The sequence below is a fragment of the Paraglaciecola aestuariivivens genome, from assembly GCF_052983255.1.
In genome coordinates, this window is sequence record NZ_JBRKBA010000004.1 from 105,894 (window position 1) to 127,173 (window position 21,280).

At 41.6% G+C, this 21,280-nt stretch carries 20 protein-coding genes; 19 read left to right on the forward strand and 1 reads right to left on the reverse strand.

Going from position 1 to position 21,280, the window contains the following annotated elements:
• Positions 1 to 34: 34 nt before the first annotated feature.
• The 13 genes from ACVCDT_RS07370 to flgL all read left to right on the forward strand — a co-directional run bounded on the left by ACVCDT_RS07370 (position 35) and on the right by flgL (position 12,883).
• Positions 35 to 958, forward strand: a complete 924-nt coding sequence (locus ACVCDT_RS07370) for a chemotaxis protein CheV (RefSeq protein WP_447132124.1) — start codon at positions 35 to 37, stop codon at positions 956 to 958.
• 41 nt (positions 959 to 999) lie between these two features.
• Positions 1,000 to 1,833 (forward strand): CheR family methyltransferase, encoded by an 834-nt coding sequence (locus ACVCDT_RS07375; RefSeq protein WP_447132125.1) that lies wholly within the window; start codon positions 1,000 to 1,002, stop codon positions 1,831 to 1,833.
• Positions 1,834 to 1,928: 95 nt separating this feature from the next.
• The gene (gene flgB, locus ACVCDT_RS07380) at positions 1,929 to 2,330 is read left to right on the forward strand and encodes a flagellar basal body rod protein FlgB (protein ID WP_447132126.1); all 402 of its coding nucleotides are present in this window, start codon (positions 1,929 to 1,931) and stop codon (positions 2,328 to 2,330) included.
• A complete protein-coding gene (flgC, locus tag ACVCDT_RS07385) occupies positions 2,330 to 2,752 on the forward strand; it encodes a flagellar basal body rod protein FlgC (protein WP_447132127.1) in 423 nt (140 codons plus the stop codon). The genes flgB and flgC overlap by 1 nt, the downstream gene beginning before the upstream one ends.
• 39 nt (positions 2,753 to 2,791) lie before the next feature.
• Complete coding sequence (gene flgD / locus ACVCDT_RS07390; protein WP_447132128.1) at positions 2,792 to 3,475, forward strand: flagellar hook assembly protein FlgD; 684 nt, start codon at positions 2,792 to 2,794, stop codon at positions 3,473 to 3,475.
• A gap of 14 nt (positions 3,476 to 3,489) precedes the next feature.
• Entirely contained in the window at positions 3,490 to 4,875 is a 1,386-nt protein-coding gene (gene flgE, locus ACVCDT_RS07395) for a flagellar hook protein FlgE (RefSeq protein WP_447132129.1), read from the forward strand.
• 140 nt (positions 4,876 to 5,015) lie between these two features.
• Positions 5,016 to 5,759 carry a flagellar basal-body rod protein FlgF gene (locus ACVCDT_RS07400; protein ID WP_447132130.1) on the forward strand — a complete coding sequence of 248 codons (744 nt, stop codon included), beginning with the start codon at positions 5,016 to 5,018 and terminating at the stop codon, positions 5,757 to 5,759.
• A gap of 76 nt (positions 5,760 to 5,835) precedes the next feature.
• Complete coding sequence (flgG, locus tag ACVCDT_RS07405) at positions 5,836 to 6,624, forward strand: flagellar basal-body rod protein FlgG (RefSeq protein ID WP_447132131.1); 789 nt, start codon at positions 5,836 to 5,838, stop codon at positions 6,622 to 6,624.
• A gap of 19 nt (positions 6,625 to 6,643) precedes the next feature.
• Positions 6,644 to 7,342, forward strand: coding sequence for a flagellar basal body L-ring protein FlgH (flgH, locus tag ACVCDT_RS07410; protein ID WP_447132132.1), 699 nt, complete (start codon positions 6,644 to 6,646; stop codon positions 7,340 to 7,342).
• Positions 7,343 to 7,357: 15 nt separating this feature from the next.
• Entirely contained in the window at positions 7,358 to 8,467 is a 1,110-nt protein-coding gene (locus tag ACVCDT_RS07415; RefSeq protein ID WP_447132133.1) for a flagellar basal body P-ring protein FlgI, read from the forward strand.
• A gap of 9 nt (positions 8,468 to 8,476) precedes the next feature.
• On the forward strand, positions 8,477 to 9,469 hold the full coding sequence (gene flgJ / locus ACVCDT_RS07420; protein WP_447132134.1) for a flagellar assembly peptidoglycan hydrolase FlgJ: 993 nt from the start codon (positions 8,477 to 8,479) through the stop codon (positions 9,467 to 9,469).
• Positions 9,466 to 11,634: a flagellar hook-associated protein FlgK gene (flgK, locus tag ACVCDT_RS07425; RefSeq protein WP_447132135.1), complete on the forward strand. Its 2,169-nt coding sequence runs from the start codon at positions 9,466 to 9,468 to the stop codon at positions 11,632 to 11,634. Before flgJ ends, flgK begins: the two co-directional genes overlap by 4 nt.
• Positions 11,635 to 11,659: 25 nt before the next feature.
• The gene (gene flgL / locus ACVCDT_RS07430) at positions 11,660 to 12,883 is read left to right on the forward strand and encodes a flagellar hook-associated protein FlgL (RefSeq protein ID WP_447132136.1); all 1,224 of its coding nucleotides are present in this window, start codon (positions 11,660 to 11,662) and stop codon (positions 12,881 to 12,883) included.
• A gap of 12 nt (positions 12,884 to 12,895) precedes the next feature.
• On the opposite strand, the gene ACVCDT_RS07435 is transcribed toward flgL, so the two are convergent.
• On the reverse strand, positions 12,896 to 13,822 hold the full coding sequence (locus ACVCDT_RS07435) for a hypothetical protein (RefSeq protein ID WP_447132137.1): 927 nt from the start codon (positions 13,820 to 13,822) through the stop codon (positions 12,896 to 12,898).
• A gap of 260 nt (positions 13,823 to 14,082) precedes the next feature.
• Between ACVCDT_RS07435 and ACVCDT_RS07440 the strand changes: the two genes are divergently transcribed.
• From ACVCDT_RS07440 to fliD, 6 genes are all read left to right on the forward strand, one after another.
• Positions 14,083 to 14,907 (forward strand): flagellin N-terminal helical domain-containing protein, encoded by an 825-nt coding sequence (locus ACVCDT_RS07440; RefSeq protein WP_447132138.1) that lies wholly within the window; start codon positions 14,083 to 14,085, stop codon positions 14,905 to 14,907.
• A 423-nt stretch (positions 14,908 to 15,330) separates the two neighbouring features.
• Positions 15,331 to 16,158, forward strand: a complete 828-nt coding sequence (locus ACVCDT_RS07445; RefSeq protein ID WP_447132139.1) for a flagellin N-terminal helical domain-containing protein — start codon at positions 15,331 to 15,333, stop codon at positions 16,156 to 16,158.
• A 528-nt stretch (positions 16,159 to 16,686) separates the two neighbouring features.
• Positions 16,687 to 17,511 carry a flagellin N-terminal helical domain-containing protein gene (locus ACVCDT_RS07450; RefSeq protein WP_447132140.1) on the forward strand — a complete coding sequence of 275 codons (825 nt, stop codon included), beginning with the start codon at positions 16,687 to 16,689 and terminating at the stop codon, positions 17,509 to 17,511.
• Positions 17,512 to 18,415: 904 nt separating this feature from the next.
• Complete coding sequence (locus ACVCDT_RS07455; protein WP_447132141.1) at positions 18,416 to 19,240, forward strand: flagellin N-terminal helical domain-containing protein; 825 nt, start codon at positions 18,416 to 18,418, stop codon at positions 19,238 to 19,240.
• 79 nt (positions 19,241 to 19,319) lie between these two features.
• Complete coding sequence (locus tag ACVCDT_RS07460) at positions 19,320 to 19,736, forward strand: flagellar protein FlaG (RefSeq protein ID WP_447132142.1); 417 nt, start codon at positions 19,320 to 19,322, stop codon at positions 19,734 to 19,736.
• Positions 19,737 to 19,790: 54 nt separating this feature from the next.
• Positions 19,791 to 21,257, forward strand: a complete 1,467-nt coding sequence (gene fliD, locus ACVCDT_RS07465; protein ID WP_447132143.1) for a flagellar filament capping protein FliD — start codon at positions 19,791 to 19,793, stop codon at positions 21,255 to 21,257.
• Positions 21,258 to 21,280 lie beyond the last annotated feature (23 nt).

Below are 21,280 nucleotides of genomic sequence, written 5' to 3' on the forward strand. Positions count from 1 at the left end.
GTTACGCCGCTTTTAGATCGCATGGGAGTTATACATGTCTGAAATTATGAACTCGGTCAATCAACGCACACAATTAGTGGGCGAAAACAGATTGGAGTTATTGTTATTCAAACTGAATTCAAGACAACGTTTTGGGATCAATGTATTTAAAGTGCGTGAGGTGTTGCAATGTCCAGCCTTAACATCCATGCCCAAGTTAAACCCTTTAGTTAGGGGCATAGCACATATTCGTGGGCAGACCATATCGGTGATCGATATGAGTTTAGCTACAGGCGGCAGAAAAATTGAAGATCTGTCTACCGCTTTTATTATTATTGCTGAATATAATAGCTCTGTGCAGGGTTTTTTAGTGCACTCGGTGGAGCGTATTATCAATACAAATTGGCAATCTATTATGCCTCCACCTAAAGGCAGTGGTCGTGCAAGTTACTTAACTGCGGTGACCGAAATTGAAGATGAGTTAATTGAAATTTTAGACGTAGAAAAAATTCTTAACGAGATCTCTCCAGTTAATACCGATTTAAGTGACGAAGTAGCAACCAACCTCAAAGTTGAAAACGATGAAGAAAAAATTATCTTCATTGCCGATGATTCGTCTGTGGCGCGCAATCAAGTTAAAAAGGCATTGTCGGCCTTGGGCTTAAAAATTGAATTAGCAAAAAATGGTTTAGAGGCTTTAGAAAGATTAAAAGAAATGGCCGCTGAAACTGGAGATATAACAGATAAAGTTGGGGTACTGGTATCAGACATTGAAATGCCAGAAATGGATGGCTATACCCTTACCGCAGAAATTAGAAACACCCCAGAGCTAAAAAACCTACACGTTATTTTACATACTTCTTTAAGTGGGGTTTTTAATCAGGCTATGGTGCAAAAAGTGGGGGCCGATGATTTTATTGCTAAGTTTCATCCAGATGAGTTAGCCACCTCAGTACAAAAATGGTTTGGGAATAAATAAGCTAGGCTAAACTTATATAGGTGATTGTCAGGAAGTATTAAGTGACAGAAATAAAGATAGATGAGCAGCGCTATTTATCCTTTTGCTTTTTTCTAGAAAAAGCATGCGGCATTGTGTTAGGCGAAAATAAGCAATATTTAGTTCGTAGCCGCTTAAGTCCATTGGTACATAAACTTCAATATGAGTCTATCGACGACCTTATTGATGCCATTTTGTTAAATAAAGACAAATTGCAAAACATGGCGATAGAGGCCATGACAACCAATGAAACTTTATGGTTTCGCGATCAATACCCTTTTTCTATTCTTGAACAAACTTTGTTAGATAAATTTGCCTCGCAATCAAGAAGGATGCGAATTTGGAGCGCGGCCTGCTCTTCAGGTCAAGAGGCTTACTCTATCGCCATCACAATTTTAAATTATCAAAAACGTCATAAAAACAGCTTTGCTGGTGGAGTGGAAATTCTGGGAACAGATATTTCAGAGCAAATGGTTAGACACTGTAGAGATGCTGAGTACGATCAATTGGCGTTGGCACGAGGACTTCCCGAACCCTATAGACACGAATATTTCACTTTATCTAACAATGATAAATTAAAGTTGAACGCACAAGTCACAGCTTTAACTCAGTTTAAGCAATTAAATCTTTTACAAAGTTACGCGTCTTTAGGTCAATTCGACATTATCTTTTGCCGAAACGTTTTAATTTATTTTTCAGAAGAGGTAAAAAAACAAATACTGCAAAAGATTGCCGCTTGCCTGCAAGAGGGGGGCGTTTTATTTCTAGGTGCTTCAGAATCTATCGCAGATTTAACCAATATTTTAACCCCAGTAAGATGCAACTCAGGCCTTTATTACCTTAAAAAAGCGCCATAAATCCCGACCTTAGCAAATCTTTCTCAATTTTATTTAAGCCAAAACTAATCAATGGCACAGCCTTTGCTACTTCTTATGAAAACGAGGAGAACAACATGGCTATTAGCTTAGACAAATTGATGGGATTTCATCACAAAGCATTGCAAGTCCGTACCGAAAGGATGGAAGTCATTGCTGGAAACCTAGCCAATGCTAATACCCCTGGTTATAAAGCCAGAGATATTGATTTTAAAAAAGCGATGAAAAGTGCGCAACAAATGCAAAACCAAAGTTTGGTTCGTACTCACGAAAACCATATCAAAGGGTCAATGCAAGCAACAGGCGATTTACAATTTCGCATTCCTAGCCAGCCAGATACAGGTGATGGCAACACTGTTGATGTACAAATTGAAAGAAATACATTCTTAGACAATGGCTTACGCTATCAAGCTGGAATGGAATTTCTGAATGGCAAGATTAAAGGCATGAAAAAAGCCTTAAGTGGAGGACAGCAATAATGAGTCTTTTTAATGTAATGGATATTGCCAGTACCGGCATGAGTGCACAAAGTGTGCGACTTAACACCACTGCCAGTAATGTTGCCAATGCCAATAGTGTTAGTAGCAGTATTGACGAAACCTATAAAGCGCGTCACCCAGTTTTTGCCGCTGAGTTAAAAAGTGCGTCAGAAGCCCAAGGTGCAGGTTCGCGAGTGAATGTGTTAGGCATAGTGGAAAGTTCTAAACCATTGCAAATTGAATATAGTCCAGGGCATCCCATGGCAGATAAAGACGGTTATATCTATAAGCCTAATGTCAATGTAGTAGAAGAAATGGCCGACATGATGTCAGCCTCGAAGGCTTACGAAACCAATGTGCAAATTGCCGATACCACCAAGCGTATTTTTAGACATGTATTACGTTTAGGGCAAGGCTCCTAGGTAGTAATTGAACTACCCAGATTAGATAGAGGATAAATTGTGGAATCAATCAATAATGGCCTAAATAGCGCATTGTATTGGCAGCCAGAAACCGTTGATGTTGACGATGGCAGTAATCAAACACTGACGCAAGAAGACTTCTTCTCATTGTTAACCGAGCAGTTGGCTAACCAAGACCCAACTAAACCAGTTGATAATGATCAAATGGTTGCTCAAATGACCAGCTTTACTATGGCCGACGGTATCGAACAGCTGAACGAAAAATTTAGTGCTTTTGCCACCTCTATGACCTCCAATCAAGCGTTGCAAGCTTCTAGTTTGATCGGACAGCAAGTCTTGTTGCAAGGTGATATTGGTTATATTTCTGGTCCTGGTCAAAATATGTCTGGGGTCGTTATTGCCGAACAAAGTGTTCAAGAACTTGAGCTTACCATTCAAAATGAAATGGGAGAGGTAGTTAGAACAATCAATGTGGGCACCCAGCCTGCAGGCAACATAGAATTTAATTGGGACGGCACAGATAAACACGGCAATGCCATGCCGCCCGGCAATTATGTTGTTAGAGCGCAAGGACAGGTTGGTGGCGAATCAGTGATCTTGCCAACGGCCGTAAACAGACATGTAGATAGCGTGAGTTTAGCGGCGAGCAGTCAAGGTATTATTTTAAATTTGGATGGCGATGTTAGCGTGAAGCTCGACGAAGTCATCGAAATCGGTGGTTAACAGGAGAAAGCAAAATGTCTTTTAATATAGCTTTAAGTGGTGTTGCAGCCGCACAAAGAGACTTAGATACGACGGCAAATAACATTGCTAATGTGAATACAGTAGGTTTTAAAGAGTCTCGCGCAGAATTTGGTGATGTTTATGCCCAGTCCTTGCTAGCAGGGGGCAAAACCAAAGTGGGTGATGGGGTTATTACCCAAGAAGTGGCCCAACAATTTTCTCAAGGTAGTCTGCAGTTTACCAATAACGCATTAGATTTAGCTATAACAGGCAATGGTTTTTTTGCCACTGTGCCAGAAATAGAATCTCGTGATTTTTCTTTCACGCGAGCAGGTATGTTTAAGCTAGATTCAGACAACTTTGTGGTGAATTCAAACGGCGACAATTTATTAGGTTTTCCAGTAAATGCCGATGGCACTTCTTCTTCAGTTGCACTAAGTACGACTATTCCCGTGAGTATTCCTGATTCATCTGGTTCACCTACAGCCACCAGTGAAGTGGGGCTAAAAATGAACCTGCCTGCAGGAGATGATGCTGTGGATCCAGATTTGTTTAATCCTGATGATACCCTAACTTACAATGCCGCAACCTCAGTGACTGTCTTTGATTCATTAGGCGACAGTCACGTGATGACCTATTACTTTATGAAAGATATCAACAATGCTAACCAATGGATTGGTGTGACTTATGTTGATGATCAACCTTTACAAACTCAAGGTGATACCCCTGGAACGCCCCCTACTACTGGAGATAACGTAGTTGGTGAAACTTCATTAGGTGCGGGGAATGGCATCGCCGGATTTAGAATGCAATTTAGTCCAGGCGGAGATTTTCAGGCCATTTATAATGCCGATGGTACGTCAGTTCCAACTGGAGACGTGGCTTCTGAGCCCCTAGGTGCAGGTATTTTATTAAATGGTTCATTACCATCACAAACTATCACTACTAACTTTGCTTTAGATGTGACTAACTCAATTAGCGAAGAGCCTACTCAATATGCTTCGTCGTTTGAGGTTACTTCCCTCGAGCAAAATGGTTTAGCGGTTGGGCGTTTAACTGGTATTGATATTGGTGCAGACGGCTTGGTTCGTGCCACTTATTCAAACGGTACTTCTGAACCTATTGTACGTGTAGCTTTGGTTCGATTCTCTAATGATCAAGGCTTAACCCAACAAAGTAGTACCCAGTGGCAAGAAAGTATCTTGTCAGGTGAAGCCCTAGCAGGTGAAGCCACTACAGGTACCTTTGGCGACATTAACTCATCGGCATTAGAGCAGGCAAACGTTAACCTCACTACTGAGCTTATCGACCTGATTATTGCCCAAAGAAACTTCCAAGCTAACTCAAGAGCCTTAGAAGTGAATAATCAGCTAAATCAAACAGTATTGAATATTCGTTAATAACTTACTGATTTTTAAAGTATTAATAGGCCACATTGTTGTGGCCTTTTTTATGCTTATAGCAAAGTCCAAGTAATCTGGGTAAATGGCATTGAATTTGCAGTCAATTAAATAAGATCCAACAAAGTCAAGATTCTGTCATGGACAAACTACTTTACATTGCCGCCAGTGGCGCTAAACAAGATTTACTCGGAACCTCGGTTCGAGCAAATAACTTAGCCAATGCGCAAACCAACGGCTTTAAAGCCCAGTTAGAACAAGCTAGAGCTATGCCTGCATTTGGTGAAGGCATGCCAAGCCGGGTATTTGCAATGACAGAAAACGCAGTGAATAACTTTGACGGTGGCGCCATGATCCAAACAGGGCGCGAATTAGATTTGGCAATTCAAGGTGAAGGCTGGTTTTCGGTACTAGATGCACAAGGTAACGAAGCCTACAGTCGTAACGGAAGTTTTGAAATTGGTGCTAATGGCGAACTCAAAGATTCGTTTGGCAATAGTGTGGTAGGAGATTTTGGCCCAGTGATCCTGCCCATCCCAATTTCTAATATTAATATTGCTAACGATGGCACTATTTCTGTGAGGCCACAGGGCGCGCCAGAAACCATTTTAGAAGAAGTCGGACGTTTAAAATTTGTGAATCCGAATGTGGGTGATATAGAGCGCGGCACAGACGGACTATTCCGCCTAAAAAGCGGTGAAATTGCGCCAGAAAGTCCATTAGTGAGTGTGCGCACTGGGGTGTTAGAAGGCAGTAATGTGAACCCAGTAGAAGAAATGGTCAATATGATCAGCTTGCAGCGCCACTACGAAATGCAAGTCAAATTGATGAAACAAGCGCAAGAAATTGATACCCGTGGCAATCAATTATTAAGAATTATCTAGATTAACTGGCTGGCAACGAGGAATTTGTCCTTTTTATTTAACCCAGCATACCAACAAGTTTATTAGGAGAAAAACTATGCATCCTGCATTGTGGATAAGTAAAACCGGCTTAGATGCCGCTCAAACTGATGTGTCGGTCATATCCAATAACTTGGCCAATGCCAGCACAGTGGGCTTTAAAAAAGACCGCGCAATCTTTGAAGACTTACTCTATCAAAATATTAATCAACCAGGTGGCCGTTCCTCAGCAGATACCGAATTACCCTCGGGTTTAATGGTAGGGGCAGGAAGTAAAGTAGTGGCTACCCAAAAAGCACATACTCAAGGCAATATGTTAACCACAGAAAACGCCTTAGATATGTCAATTCAGGGCGACGGTTTTTTCGAAATTTTGCAGCCAGATGGCAGCATAGCCTACACCCGTAACGGACAATTTACCTTAAACGACCAAGGCCAAATTGTGACCCCAGGGGCAGGGTTTTTATTGCAGCCTAATATTACCGTGCCAGAAGATGCGCAACAAATCACCATTTCTCAAGATGGTGAAGTGTCTGCCACAGTGCGTGGTCAGGCCGACGGTCAAGTGCTAGGCCAAATTACCTTATCAAACTTTATTAACCCAACCGGGCTACAGCCTATGGGGCAAAACCTCTATGTAGAAACCGCTGTTAGTGGTGCCCCCATTCAAGGCGTACCGGGTTTACAGGGAATTGGCAATATAGTGCAAGGGGCATTAGAAACCTCTAACGTTAATGTAACCGAAGAATTAGTTAATTTGATTGAAAGCCAGCGTTTGTACGAAATGAACTCAAAAGTCATTTCGGCTGTGGATCAAATGCTCGGTCAAGTGATTCAACAACTGTAAAATGAGATTAACCGTGATTATGTCAGTTAAGCTAAAAAACCTTGTCATCGCCATAGTTATGGGGCTGATGGTCATGGGGTGTCAGTCTACTAACGCCAGTCGTGAACCCTTACCAAATGACCCATTTTATGCGCCAATTCAGCCTGATATTCCTAGACATAAGGTGACGCAAGACGGTTCGATATTTCAATCGGATATGGCCAATAGCTTATTTTCAGATGTGAAAGCCAGACGAGTTGGCGACATTATTACTGTGAATTTGCAAGAGAATACCCGAGCCACTAAATCGGCTGGCACTAGTACCTCTAAAGAAACTGGGGTTGATGTTAACCCTATAGTGGGATTAGGTGGCAATGCGATTAATTTAGGCAATGAGTCTATTCAACTGGGTGTGAGTGCCAGTAATGATTTCTCTGGTGATGCGTCAACCAATCAAAGTAATAATCTGGTAGGCAATATCTCAGTCACAGTAGTGCAAGTTTTAGCCAATCAAAACTTGTTAGTTCGCGGTGAAAAATGGCTGACTTTAAACAATGGCGACGAATATATCCGCTTAACTGGTGTAGTGCGTCCTGCTGATGTGAGTCCAGAAAACGAAATCGACTCAACCAAAATTGCCAATGCGCGTATTCAATACAGTGGAACTGGCAGCTTTGCGAATGCGCAAGAACAAGGCTGGTTATCACAGTTTTTCACTTCTGAATATTGGCCTTTTTAATTGGGAGTTGTATATATGAAAATATTTAGATGCTTAATCTTGTTAACTTTACTGTTAGCTCCTGTTACTCAAGCCCAAAGAATTAAAGATCTTGCCAGTATTCAAGGGGTGCGAAGCAACCAATTGGTTGGATACGGTTTAGTGGTGGGTTTGCCTGGTACTGGCGAACAAAGTCCTTTTACCGAACAAAGTTTTCGCACTATGTTAACTAACTTTGGCATTAGTTTATCGCCCAGTGTTAAACCTAAAATTAAAAATGTGGCAGCGGTAGCTGTGCATGCTGAGCTTCCTCCTTTTATAAAGCCTGGACAAACTATAGATGTAACAGTGTCTTCTATCGGTGAAGCCGCAAGTCTACAAGGTGGCACTTTAGTACAAACCTTTTTAAAAGGCTTAGACGGTAAAGTTTATGCTGTTGCTCAAGGCAGTTTAGTGGTGAGTGGCTTTGGCGCTCAGGGCGGCGATGGCTCTAAAATTGTGGTCAATACCCCAACTGTAGGACGTATAGCCAATGGTGCCTTAGTAGAAAGAGCAGTGCCAAGTGGCTTTATGCAAAACGACTATCTCACCTTAAATTTAAATTATCCCGACTTTTCTACGGCTAAAATTCTTGCTGATACCATAAACAGGCGCTTAGGAGCGGATCCTGATAAAGGCTATATTATAGCGACCCCTATAGATGCCGCTTCGGTGCGCGTCTCTGCGCCTCGGGATGTAGGGCAAAGAGTAGGCTTTCTAGCTACCTTAGAGAACTTTGAGTTTACCCCTGCTAAAGCATCAGCCAGAGTGGTGATTAATAGCCGCACTGGCACCATAGTGATTGGCCAAGATGTGCGCTTACTGCCCGCTGCTATTACTCATGGTGGGTTAACTGTGACCATTGCCGAAAATCAAACCGTGACTCAACCTAATGCCTTGGCAGAAGGCGACACAGTAGTTACTACCCAATCCATAGTGGATGTGAATTTAGATGATACCCGTATGTTTAACTTTAACCCCGGCGTGACCTTAGACGATTTGGTCCGTGCGGTGAATGAAGTGGGGGCTGCGCCAGGTGATTTAATGGCAATTTTAGAGGCGCTTAGAGAAGCAGGTGCCTTGCAAGGCGAGTTGGTGGTGATTTAAGGAGCCATGATGGATCAATCAATGATCACCCAAAGTCCACTTGAGTTATCAAGAAACGCCAATGATATTCAAGGGTTAGACAGGTTGCGTCAAGCGGCACAAAGTGGCGACACTAAAGCGCTAGATGAAGCAGCCAAACAATTTGAAGCGATTTTTGTGCAGATGATGCTTAAATCAATGCGTAAAGCACAAGATGTTATGGTGGATAAAGATAGCCCTTTTAACTCTGAGCAAGTGAAATTTTATCGTGGGATGCACGACCAACAATTGGCCAGTGATTTAGCCAGCAATGGCAGTATTGGCTTGGCCGACATAATAGTGCGGCAACTAGGCAAATTAGGTGATGGTTACATGCCTGCCGAAGCGCTACGAAATGACGGCAATCTGTCATCGATTAACCGTGATGCCATTAAAAGCGTACAAAGTGCACAACAACAAGTTCTAGCTCAAAGCCCGATTCAAAGTTTTCAGGGTATTAAAGCCGCTGGTTTTGAAAGTGTTCAATCCTTTATTCAGCAACTTTACCCAGTAGCCCAACAAGCTGCTCAAGAACTTGGCCTAGATCCCAAAGCCTTATTAGCCCAAGCCGCGGTTGAGACAGGTTGGGGGCAGCATATGATCCACAATAAAGACGGACAAAATTCGCATAATTTGTTTGGTATCAAAGCCGGTAAAAGTTGGCAGGGCAGTCGTGCCTTAGTTAATACCTTAGAATTTGAACAAGGTATGCCACAAACTAAAAAGGCCCCGTTTAGAGTCTATCCATCTTTTGCTGAGTCAATGCAAGATTACGTAAGTTTTGTGCAACAAAACCCTAGGTATAGCGAAGCGGTAAAACAATCAGATTCGCCTAAAGCTTACTTTACAGAATTGCAAAAAGCCGGTTATGCCACCGATCCTCAATATGCCAATAAAATCATGGCGGTACTTGAAGGTCAGCAGTTTAAGCAATTTACTCCGCAAGCCGCTAATGCAGCCAGTGCAGCAGGTGACACCTTATGATTACCAGTAGTTCGAACAACAGTACCCGTAATGCAGATTTGTTTAATATTGCCAAAAGTGGGGTGAATGCCAGTAATCAACTGTTGAATACTGCAGGTCACAATATTGCCAACGTAAACACCGAAGGTTATGTGCGTGAGCGCACCAGCTTTACCAGTCAGCTAACCGGGGGAGTTGGGCAATCTACTACTGAGCGTATCATTAATGTGTTTGCGCAAAATCAATTAAGGCGCGATACCACTTTACATAGCGAACATGAAGCCTATTACACTAAAACCACAGTGCTGGATAATGTATTTGCTAGTGAAGCTAACAATATTTCGTCCAGTATTAGTCGCTTTTTTGCATCGGTGCAAACCGCTACAGATGATCCAACCAATATTGCTGGTAGGCAATTGGTGTTAGGTGAAGCTGAATCTTTAGTTGGACAAATAGGCACAGTCTCGGGGTTTTTAAGGCAAAAAGAAGAAGAACTTAACGCTGAAGTCAGTGCCAATATCGGCAGCCTAAACGCTATTATTCAATCTATTGCAGATTTAAATGATGCCATAAGAATTAATCAATCAAATAATAAGTTTGATGAGCCAGGCACCTTAAAAAATCAACGGGATCAAGCTGTCTTAGAATTAGCTAAATTAGTGTCGATTGAAACTCGCCCAAGTGGTAGAGACGATGGCGCTGTGATGGTGAATTTATCCTCAGGTGAATCTTTAGTACTAGAAGACGGCTCTTTTAACGTATTTGAAGTTAGCTCTGGCGCAGATTTAAATGATGTATCTTTAGAGTTAACCAGCAACAGCAAACCTACTACCTTAAATATTAAAGAAACAGATTTAGGTGGGCGTTTAGGCGGGTTGTTTAGATATCGTGATGAGGTGTTGGAAACCAGTAGACGAGAGTTAGGACAAATTGCCCTAGCCTTAACTGAGTCTGTAAATACAGTGAATCGCCAAGGGATGGATTTAGATCAGCAACTCGGCTCAAATCTATTTGCTTTACCAACTTTTACTGGTTTGAATTTTCCCGGAAACAGTTCCCCCAGTAGTATAGTAACAGGCAGAGTGAGCGAGGGGGCGGCTAGCCAAATTACTAGTTCAGATTATGAAATTATTATTGATTCTGTGACGGGTGGCGCACCACCTACTTTAGATATTACGGTCAATGCGTTAAATCCAGATGGTAGCCCAGTAAAAGACATAAACGGTTTGCCTATTAGTCAATCTTACACAGGTATTGCTGCGCAATCAGGCACCTTTAGCGCCATTATGGGAGGAATTGAATTAGAATTTGCCAGTGGCGCCAGTTATAGTGCGGGCGACCAGTTTTTAATTCAACCGACTAAAAATACCGCTGATTTAATTGAAGTGGTGATGACCCGCCCTGAAGACTTGGCCTTAGGTGCGCCCTTAAGAGTGGGAGCCAGCATCAATAATTTAGGCGATGCCCAAATTGTCTCCACTAAGATCACTAATACCTTTATTGATAACACTTTTACGGATAGTGCTGCTTCAGCCTTTAACAACCAAGGTGACATCCATGGTCCAGGTAACTCCCCTACAGGTGTAGGTGGTGTGGGTGCACCTGCTCAAATTGTATTTTCAGCGGCTGATGAATATCAGGTGTTAGATAGTGCGGGCAGTGTTATTACAGTGGTATCTGGAGTAACAGATTTTAATAATTTACTTGAGCAGGCTAAAAATAATGGAGCAGGCCCAGCTTGGCCGGCTGCCTTTAGTGCCTTAGATGACTACCCTGGTTTTGATTTGTCTTTACAAGGTCAGCCTCAAGCGGGAGATAGCTTTAGTATTGGTTATAACACAGACGGCTTAAACGATAACCGCAACGGCTTATTGATGTCTGACTTGCAAAACAAAGACAGCATGCAGCTAAACAATAATGGTTCAGGTGCACCTGTAAGTTTCCATGAAGCTTATGCCAATATTATCAGTGATGTTGGACAAAAATCTTCTAGTGCCGATATAGCATTACAATCCGCAAAAGCGCTTAAATCTCAATCCTCAGACTGGGTGCAATCTGTGTCTGGGGTTAGCTTAGATGAAGAAGCTGCCAATTTGGTTAAGTTTCAACAATCTTATGCGGCAGCCGCGCGCTTGTTAAGTACGGCGCAATCTTTGTTTGATACTATTTTAAGTGTTGTACGTTAATTCGAGGCAGTAAGGCAAAACTATTATGCGTATTTCAACTAATCAACTTTACGATCGCAGTATTCAATCTGTTTTGGATAACCAAAGTGATCTGTCTGATATCCAGCAACAACTTGCATCGGGTAAAAAGTTGTTACGTCCTTCTGACGACCCTGTAGGGGCGGCAACAGTGATCCGCTTAACAGAAGAAATAGAACTCATTGAGCAATACAAAAAAAATAACAACTTACTGACAAATAGTTTAGAGCAAGAAGAAACAGTATTAAGTAGTGTGAATACTGCGGTAAACCGTGCCCGTGTTTTAATGGTGCAGTCGGGTAATGGCATTATTGGCCCTGACGATCGCAAGGCCATAGCCATAGAGTTAAAACAAATTCGCGATCAAGTATTTGATTTAATGAACAGTAGAAACCCAGCAGGCGAATACATTTTTGCCGGGTTTCAATCGGGTTCGCCCGCGTTTAATTACAATCCCAGCGCCTCTGGCAATAAATACAGCTTTGCTGGTGATCAGGGCGAAAATAAAATTCAAATTTCTGATACCGTAGCTTTAACCGTTAATAACTCGGGGCAAGAGGTATTTGAAAACGTATTGGCGCGATTAAAATCTAGTATTTCTGGCTCCTCTGGGGCAACAGATGTATCTCTTGCTGTGCAGGGGCAATCTGCTTTTGACAAATTTCATAAAAAAAATTACGACGCAACTACGCCGGCAAACAATGAATTTCAAGTAAGCATCATTTCACCCACCCAAGCACAAGTTACTAATTTAGGGACTGGGGCTGTCATGGAGACCTTGGATTTTATTAGTGGTGAATCCATGCTTTACCAAGGATTAGAAATCACCATGACTGGTGTGCCAGGGGATTCAGTGAACTTCCAATTAGATCCACCGCAGAAAAAGAATATTGCCGAAACCTTAAACGACTTTATCAATGTGCTTAATAACAGTGAAGTGTCGGATGTAAACTTTGCAGAAGCCATTTCAGATGCCTTAACTGGTGTAGACAATGCCTTAACCAGTGTGGGTAATGCTATGTCAGCCATAGGTGGAAGAATGAATGTGGCAGATTCTGTTTTTTCTTCAAATTTAGATTTAGAGATTTCTAATAAAACTGCGCGCTCTAATATTGAAGAAGTTGATTATGCCGAAGCTGTTTCGCAGTTAAGCCGCCAAGAGTCTGCCTTAGAAGCCGCACAAGCTACTTTTGCTCGTGTAACTGGCACTTCGTTATTTGATTATATCTAGAGGTAAGCGGCTCTAATCAAGCGTTCTAATATCGATGTGGGCCAAATACACACAACTTTTATTATCTTGATGAGATGAGTAATAACTCAGGTATAAGTTGTGCCCCTCAAGCACGCAGCCAGGGTAACTGTTGTCTCCAGATGAAGGTAAAACCATTAACTCCTGAAGATGCCCTGTTTCTAAATGCATTGTTAGTAGTGCTGTTACTAATTTTTTTTGTTTAACAATGCGCGCAGCCACTAAAGCATAGTTTTGATTAAGTGCTAGCATAGTGGGGCCACCTAAATAGCGACCTAAATCAGTCCAGCGCCATTGCTTAAAGGGCGCCTGGCTGTGCCCTAATTGTGCAGTGAAACTATCGGCATCACGCCTAACTAAGGCATAGGCTTTGTCACCTTTAAAAATAAGGTCACTTTCATTTGGATAGCCTTTATTATGTTTCGCTAAGCTAAGTACGCTTTTTTGTTGTAAGTAAAAACCACGTCTGGGGTCGCCTGCATATAAATCTAAGGCCTGCTGTTGTTTGTTGTAAGCTAATCCATAAGCCTGATTATTATGCCATCTTAATCGCCACAACCACCATCCGGGCTGACCAAAGGTTTTGGCGCTAGACCAGCTATGACCATCTGCTGAAAACCAATTTACATTCTCTGAGGCTTTTGAGCCAAGATACCTTGCATAGGCGGTTAATAATAATTTGCCTTGGGGGGTAACTGTGATTTTAGGATCGCGCAAATCACAGTTTGGCACCCGAATTTGCTGTGTTTGTATCACCTCTGCTTGTTTATCTAGCCGTAAAATACAGATATTTCCATCGATACTTAGGTGGTTTTTAGCTTCTCGATAGACACAAAAAAAGTCATTTTTAAAGGCGCATAAATCCACAAAAGCATTGTGCTTTGCTCTAAAACCAATCTTTTTTAGCAAATTTAGATACATTTTTAAAACTTTTTTATTTTAATTAACTTATTGAAACTCATGTAAAAAATTATAGCAAAAGCGGCAAAAGTTGGCCGCTTTTGTGAAAAAAGGCAATTTATTGTTAAAGGGATTTTTATATGGGTCGATACAATTTCCGAGAGAGCCAGTAGTAATGAATTTTTAAATTAAGAAATCATTATTCTATTAGTGTTATTTAACCAACCGAATATCTATTCGGTCGCCAGATTCGTCTGGACTGAGAGTGTAGGAGAAAAACCATGGGTTTATTCGTAAATACCAATGTATCATCGTTGAACGCGCAGCGTCAGTTGTTCAGTTCTTCACAATCACTAAACACGTCATTTGAACGTTTATCTTCAGGTTTTCGCATTAACCGTGCTGCAGATGATGCCGCGGGTTTGCAGATTACCGACAGATTAACCACCCAAGTACAAGGTTTAAACCAAGCCGCACGTAACGCCAATGACGCTATTTCACTAACGCAAACTGCAGAAGGTGCATTAGGTGAGGTAACCACGTCTTTACAACGTATTCGTACGCTTGCTGTGCAAGCACAAAACGGCATTAACTCATCTGCCGACCGTGTTGCTCTGCAAAAAGAAGTCACAGCACTTAAAAATGAAATCAGTCGTATCGCGTCTGATAGCCAATTTGCCAACTTAGATATTCTTAAAGGTGACTTTTCATCTAAATTCTTAGTGGGTTCAAACGGTGGCCAAACTATTTCAGTTAACTTAGAAAGAACCAGTGGTTACGGTGCCTCAGGCTTAGGTATTGGCAGCACTGATGTTTCTACAGTTGCAGGCGCATCTGCAGCCCTAACCGCTGTTTCAGAAGCTATTTCTGCAGTGGGTGGCGTACGTGCTGACTTAGGTGCGTTACAAAACCGTTTCCAATCGACTATTCGTAACTTAACGAATATTTCAGAAAATGTAGCGGGCGCAAGAAGCCGTATCAGAGATACTGACTTTGCATCTGAAACTGCGGAATTAACCCGTAACCAGATCGTACAGCAAGCTAGTTTGACAGTGTTGAGTCAGGCTAACCAGCGTCCACAAGCAGCTCTATCTTTACTAGGTTAATCTTAAAAGGTTAGTCATCTACATCGACTAACTACCGATTGACCTAGGTTTCGAGACCCTTCTTCTGTTTAGGGGCTTAGAGGCCAGGGGGTAGTGCACTGGGTTGATAAGAACCGAGCAGTTGAGAGTTTCGCTCACTCTCTCCTAACGAAGAGCGCTCAGCCGGAGAATTTCTCCGGCTTTTTTCGTCTCTTAACTAATTGATAAATAAGCAAATAATAATTTAGTTAATTTTTTGACTAAAGAATTTTTGCTGCCTGCACGATAAGTTCACATAGACGTTACGCAACTAATAATAAAAATCATGCGAACGGCTCTGCAGAGACTGAATAATAATAAAAATAAGAGTCCTGCAACCATCAAGGCAACTAATAATAAAAATAGTCGGATGGTGCTTACAAAAAAATCGTTAGGAGATTAAAAATGAGCTTATTCGTCAACACAAATGTGTCGTCGTTAAATGCAACGCGTCAGTTGTTTACGTCGAACAATAATTTAAGTACCGCGTTTGAACGCCTGTCGTCGGGTTTTCGTATTAATACTGCGAAAGATGATGCGGCAGGATTGCAAATATCCAACCGTTTAACTACCCAAATTTTGGGTTTAGATCAGGCTGTTCGTAATGCCAATGATGGTATTTCGTTAGCCCAAACCATTGAAGGTGCCTTAGCCGAAACGACTTCTGCGTTACAGCGGATCCGAGTTTTAGCGGTGCAAGCGCAAAATGGTATTAACTCTTCATCCGATCGCATTGCTCTGCAAAAAGAAGTGAAAGCACTAAAAGATGAAATGAGCAGAATTGCTGCTACGTCGCAATTTGGTGGGGTAAATGTGCTTGATGGCGCTTTTTCTTCTGCTTTTTTAGTAGGAGCCAACGCTGGACAAACCATTAGTGTGAATGTTGAGCGGACCGGCGGTTTTGGTGCCTCAGGCCTAGGTATTGCTGACTTAAGCGTGGACACTGTGGCAGGTGCTTCTGCAACCTTGACTTCTGTTTTAGAAGCTATTTCTATCATAGATGCGCAGCGAGCTGATTTAGGTGCCATACAAAACAGATTCCAATCAACCATCCGAAATCTCAGTAATATATCTGAAAACGTATCTGCGGCAAGAAGTCGTATTCGGGATACTGATTTTGCCGTCGAAACGGCAGAGTTAACCCGCTGGCAGATTATTCAGCAAGCTAGTGTGACTGTGCTTGGACAAGCCAATCAGCGTCCGCAAGCGGCACTTCAATTATTACAAGGTTAATTAACGAGTAAAATATGATGCATATTGTTGAGCAATTGCGGGGGCAGGCTGCAACAAAATGGGATGAAACTATCTAAACATTGCCAAGAGCAGTAGCTAGGTAGAATTAAAACGGTCGAATTGCAAAATGTGGGGGCAGGCTGCAATCGACCGAGGGATATCAAATTATTAAGAGTTTTCAACAGTTTACAACAAATGTAAGGGCGTGCTTTGTTTTGTTTAACTAATTTGGCCGAGGCTTTTTTAGTTAAAAATTGCTAACAGACAGATAAGACGCCAGGAGGTAGTGAGGTATTGAGGTTTAGGCCATCATACCTGTCTGTCAGCTTGAGCATAGGCTCACACGTTTTACTTTTGTTTCAGTGCGTCAAACACTTAACAAAATCGCTAACCAGGGTACCAGCTAGCAATAAAGATAAAGCATATGGCGTGCCAATTATGCCATGAAGTTTAAAAAAATTAGCATTACCAAAAAACACAGTCACATAAAAACATAATAACAGTGGCTGACTGGTTAGGAGTTTTAAAATGAGTTTATTTGTTAACACTAATGTTTCGTCGATAAATGCCACACGGCAGTTGTTTACGTCGAACAATAATTTAAGCACCGCTTTTGAGCGATTGTCTTCAGGCTTTCGAATTAACGGTGCCAAAGATGATGCAGCAGGGCTGCAAATATCTAACCGATTAACCTCACAGGTTTTGGGGCTTAATCAAGCAGTAAGAAATGCCAATGATGGTATCTCTTTGTCGCAAACCATTGAAGGCGCGTTGGCTGAAACTACTACTGCGTTACAACGTATCAGAGTGTTAGCGGTACAGTCGCAAAATGGTATTAACTCATCTTCAGATAGGGTGGCCTTACAAAAAGAGGTCACGGCATTAAAGAATGAGATCAGCCGTATCGCCTCAACTTCACAATTTGGTGGAGTGAATATTTTAGATGGATCTTTTTCCTCAGCCTTTTTAGTTGGGGCCAATGCGGGGCAAACCATAAGTGTCAATATTGAGCGAAATGGTGGTTTTGGTGCCTCGGGTTTGTTAATAGCTAATACCTCTGTACTAACTGAAGAGTTTGCGTCAGCAACAATGACATCGATCTCAGAAGCTATTTCTATTATCGATGCTCAGCGCGCAGACTTAGGTGCTATACAGAATCGTTTTCAGTCAACGATAAGAAATTTAAGTAATATTTCTGAAAATGTGTCAGCGGCAAGAAGTCGCATACGTGATACAGATTTTGCCGTAGAAACGGCAGAGTTAACCCGTTGGCAAATTATTCAACAAGCCAGTGTGACTGTTTTAGGTCAAGCAAACCAAAGACCACAAGCAGCCTTACAGTTGCTTGGATAAAAATCAAAGAGGGTAGGAAATGAGAGGCCTCCCTGGGGCAATGCCCTAATACAAAGGAGTGTCGACAGTATTGCTAGGGAAGGCTCTATTTTAAAGGTTATTGAAGGCTAAAAATGTTTTTCAAAAACCATAACAGAGTTTGCTCCAACTCCTAACGTGAGCAAGTTGGCTGGGGACATGGATTGGCTTTTATGCCCTCAGTCTTTTTTATTTCAAGCCTTAAGGTATTAACTAGTCTATTGTTTTACCTTAGTTTTTTCGGCTTTTTTAACATAATGTTGAAATTAAAACGCCGACTAACAGGACCGAGAGTGTAGAAGTTTGGTTGAGAGGCCAGTATTCAGCTCTTCTAACCCTGCCAGTCGGACAGAAACCTTATTTGCTCCAACTCCTAACGTGAGCAAGTTGGTCGGGGTCACTTTCATGGTGTTTGCCCCGGCCTTTTTTATTACAGGCTAATAACTTGACACTATTAGCATGTGACTTTTCTAAAGCAGCTTGTGTGCCAACTTTATAAGTAACCATAATTTTAGTTAAGTTGCGATGCTTTAACTCTTAGGCTTCTTGTTATTTCAGTTTCATCTTTTTCTTAAATAGTAGATCCAAGGCATTTAAATGCTGGGATTTTTATTGTCCTAAGTTATTGGTAAATAAAATAAATTTATTGCTTTTAGGGTAACGAGCAAAAAATATCAAAAAAAAACTAAAGTTCCTCAAGCCTTGGTCGATAACGTTAGTTGAGGGGTAGTCCGCGTGACTTCTTTTAGGTCTCTTGATGATAGAGGTGTCATCAAGAGGTAAGTGAGGCGAAGGGCAAAAAGAGGTTTTTGCGTTTCGATACTTTGAGGCAAACTTACTGGTACAGCATCGTTATCGGCGCTCAGTGAGTTTTCAGGAGGTTTTTATGACTTTATTTGTTAATACAAATGTGTCGTCTTTGAATGCTCAGCGCCAGCTGTTTAATTCAGGACAGGCGTTAAGTACATCATTCGAAAGATTATCGTCTGGTTTTAGGATAAATCGTGCTGCAGATGATGCGGCGGGTTTACAAATATCCGATAAGTTAACTAGCCAGGTGCAGGGTTTAAACCAAGCTGTGCGTAATGCGAACGATGCCATTTCTTTGACCCAAACAGCCGAAGGGGCGTTAGGTGAGGTAACCAGTTCTTTGCAGCGTATTCGTGTATTAGCGGTGCAAGCTCAAAACGGGATCAACTCTTCTGCTGACCGTGCGGCCTTACAAAAAGAAGTGACAGCACTGAAAAATGAAATCAGCCGTATTGCGTCTGATACTCAGTTTGCTGACACCGATTTACTTAAAGGTGACTTTTCTGCCACTTTCTTGGTAGGGGCCAATGGTGGGCAAAATATTGCCGTTGCCTTGAATCGCACTGGTGGATACGGTGCTTCAGGTTTAAGCTTAGCTGACACTAAAGTGGATACCGCGTCGGATGCGTCGGCTGCGTTAACCGCTATAGATAATGCAATTTCGTCTATTGGTAGTGCTCGAGCTGATTTAGGTGCTTTACAAAACCGTTTTCAGTCTACTATTCGTAACCTAAGTAATATCTCTGAAAACATTGCAGCTGCGCGTTCACGTATTCGTGATACCGACTTTGCTGTGGAAACTGCCGAATTGACCAGAAATCAAATTGTGCAACAAGCGTCTTTATCTGTATTAAGTCAAGCAAACCAACGACCGCAAGCGGCTTTGTCGTTATTGGGCTAGCCCAAAGGCTTGAATTTTATACATAGCAGGGATTGGCTACTAAGGTAAGTAGCCAATCGTGTATTTACAGAGGTGATTTATGGATATTAATACTTCACAAGTTGGCCAAAATTTTGCTTTAAATAGAGCTGAGCCAAAGTTAGAGAAAGAGAAAGTTGCGGCATTGTCTGCGGATTCTTTTGAAAATAATGCTCAACAAATTAAAGCTAATGCTATTTCAGCCGAAATAGAGATACAAGATAGTGAATTGAACGAGGATTCAATTGAAACTGCTGTTACGCAAATCAGTGAATTTGTGCAAGCCAATAATAGGCAGCTCAACTTTTCCATTGATGAAGGCAGCAAAAAACAGGTAGTTAAAGTAACAGATGCGGAGTCGGGCGAAGTAATCCGTCAAATACCTTCGGCAGAAGTGCTAAAATTATCTGAACGCTTACAAGATCTGCAGACAGATGTAGGTAATGTTGTAGGCATGCTGTTTAGTAAGCAAGTATAAATTGTGAGTCGTTCGAGGTTAACCTTCAATATGTTGAAGGAATAGAGGTGAAAAATGTCAATTCAATCATTAGGTGTGGGATCAGGCTTAGATCTAGAAAGCCTGGTGACGCAATTGTTAGAGGCAGAAAGTAAGCCAAAGACTGAAGCTTTAAATAAAAAAGAAGAAGCAGTCGAAGCGGAAATTTCTGGTATTGGCAAACTGAAGTCTAAACTCGAAGACTTTCAAGAAACACTTGATAATCTGCGTAGCGACAAAAACTTGAAGGGCCGCGAGCCTAGTATCAAGAATCCATCAGAGTCGAATGAACCTTTTACTGCTGAAGCGTCAAATAGTGCAGTAGAAGGCTCGTATGATATAGCTGTCACGCAGATTGCTAGAGGCAGCAGAATCGAAACTGATGATGGTGCATTCACTAGTACTAGTGATCCTATTTATACTCAGCCAGGTTTATTAGATCCTGCATCAGGTTCATTAACCTTTAAGATTGATGCCTTAAGCGAAAGTTTTACTATTGATGTGACGGCAGGCATGACCTTGCAGCAACTTAGTAGTGCCATTAATAACTCAGCCGACAACTTTGGCGTGCAATCAAGTATCATCAATACGGGCACAGACGCTGGTGGAGTTAAGCTAGTGTTTTCGTCAAGTAAAACAGGTTTTGGCAATGATCTTGTTATTGTTAACGACAATGATTTAGCTGAATTAAATCGTGTTGCTACCACTAACTCGGCTGAAAACCAAAGCTATCTTCCTACTGTGCTCCCCGCACAAAACTCTAAAGCCACTATTGATGGTATTGATGTAGAAAGTAGCACCACAAAGTTTGATAATACTATTGAAAACGTATCTTTTACTGTCAGTTCTAAGTCTGATTTAGCGGCAGATGGAGTGACTTATTTAACCTCTAAACTCAACATTGGTTTTGACAAAGAAGCGGTAGAAGAAACCATTAGAGAATTTGTTGAAAACTTTAATGCCCTGCAAGCCGAAATTAAACTTTTAACTAAGTACGGCGAGTCAGATTTAGAAGACGATGGGGCGCTAGCAGGAGATTCATTAGTAAGAGGTATTCAAACAGGGATCAACAATATTTTGTTTTCGTCTGTTGATTCGTCATCATTAGGTGGGTTATTTCAATTAGGTATTGAATTAAACGATAATAACGAACTTGAAATTAGCTCCAATGACAAAATTGGTTTAGGCAGTGGTGACGACAGGCTGAAAGCCGCATTAAGTGATAACTTTGATGAAATTGCAGCCCTGTTTACTGACGAAGACCAAGGTATTGCGGTGCGCTTGTTTGACTATGTTGAAGAGTACACCAGCTATAGTGGTTTGCTTAAGTCTCGTGAAGACAGTGCCAAAGATCAACGAGAACAAATTTTTGATGACAGATTGGCCCTTGAATTAAGGTTAGCCAATACCGAACAAATTTTACGTGATAAATATTTAAATCTTGACCAAACCGTGGCTCGATTAAATGCCACAGGTTCAGCCTTATTAGCGTCATTGGGATAATTATTTATATGTTAAACAATTCA

Bases quoted from the DNA above. Each gene is read 5' to 3' on its own strand.
- ACVCDT_RS07370 (WP_447132124.1), top strand. From the start codon at position 35: ATGTCTGAAATTATGAACTCGGTCAATCAACGCACACAATTAGTGGGC.
- flgB (WP_447132126.1), top strand. From the start codon at position 1,929: ATGGCTATTAGCTTAGACAAATTGATGGGATTTCATCACAAAGCATTG.
- flgC (WP_447132127.1), top strand. From the start codon at position 2,330: ATGAGTCTTTTTAATGTAATGGATATTGCCAGTACCGGCATGAGTGCA.
- flgE (WP_447132129.1), top strand. From the start codon at position 3,490: ATGTCTTTTAATATAGCTTTAAGTGGTGTTGCAGCCGCACAAAGAGAC.
- ACVCDT_RS07400 (WP_447132130.1), top strand. From the start codon at position 5,016: ATGGACAAACTACTTTACATTGCCGCCAGTGGCGCTAAACAAGATTTA.
- flgG (WP_447132131.1), top strand. From the start codon at position 5,836: ATGCATCCTGCATTGTGGATAAGTAAAACCGGCTTAGATGCCGCTCAA.
- flgH (WP_447132132.1), top strand. From the start codon at position 6,644: ATGTCAGTTAAGCTAAAAAACCTTGTCATCGCCATAGTTATGGGGCTG.
- ACVCDT_RS07415 (WP_447132133.1), top strand. From the start codon at position 7,358: ATGAAAATATTTAGATGCTTAATCTTGTTAACTTTACTGTTAGCTCCT.
- flgJ (WP_447132134.1), top strand. From the start codon at position 8,477: ATGGATCAATCAATGATCACCCAAAGTCCACTTGAGTTATCAAGAAAC.
- flgK (WP_447132135.1), top strand. From the start codon at position 9,466: ATGATTACCAGTAGTTCGAACAACAGTACCCGTAATGCAGATTTGTTT.
- flgL (WP_447132136.1), top strand. From the start codon at position 11,660: ATGCGTATTTCAACTAATCAACTTTACGATCGCAGTATTCAATCTGTT.
- ACVCDT_RS07435 (WP_447132137.1), bottom strand. From the start codon at position 13,822: ATGTATCTAAATTTGCTAAAAAAGATTGGTTTTAGAGCAAAGCACAAT.
- ACVCDT_RS07440 (WP_447132138.1), top strand. From the start codon at position 14,083: ATGGGTTTATTCGTAAATACCAATGTATCATCGTTGAACGCGCAGCGT.
- ACVCDT_RS07445 (WP_447132139.1), top strand. From the start codon at position 15,331: ATGAGCTTATTCGTCAACACAAATGTGTCGTCGTTAAATGCAACGCGT.
- ACVCDT_RS07450 (WP_447132140.1), top strand. From the start codon at position 16,687: ATGAGTTTATTTGTTAACACTAATGTTTCGTCGATAAATGCCACACGG.
- ACVCDT_RS07455 (WP_447132141.1), top strand. From the start codon at position 18,416: ATGACTTTATTTGTTAATACAAATGTGTCGTCTTTGAATGCTCAGCGC.
- ACVCDT_RS07460 (WP_447132142.1), top strand. From the start codon at position 19,320: ATGGATATTAATACTTCACAAGTTGGCCAAAATTTTGCTTTAAATAGA.
- fliD (WP_447132143.1), top strand. From the start codon at position 19,791: ATGTCAATTCAATCATTAGGTGTGGGATCAGGCTTAGATCTAGAAAGC.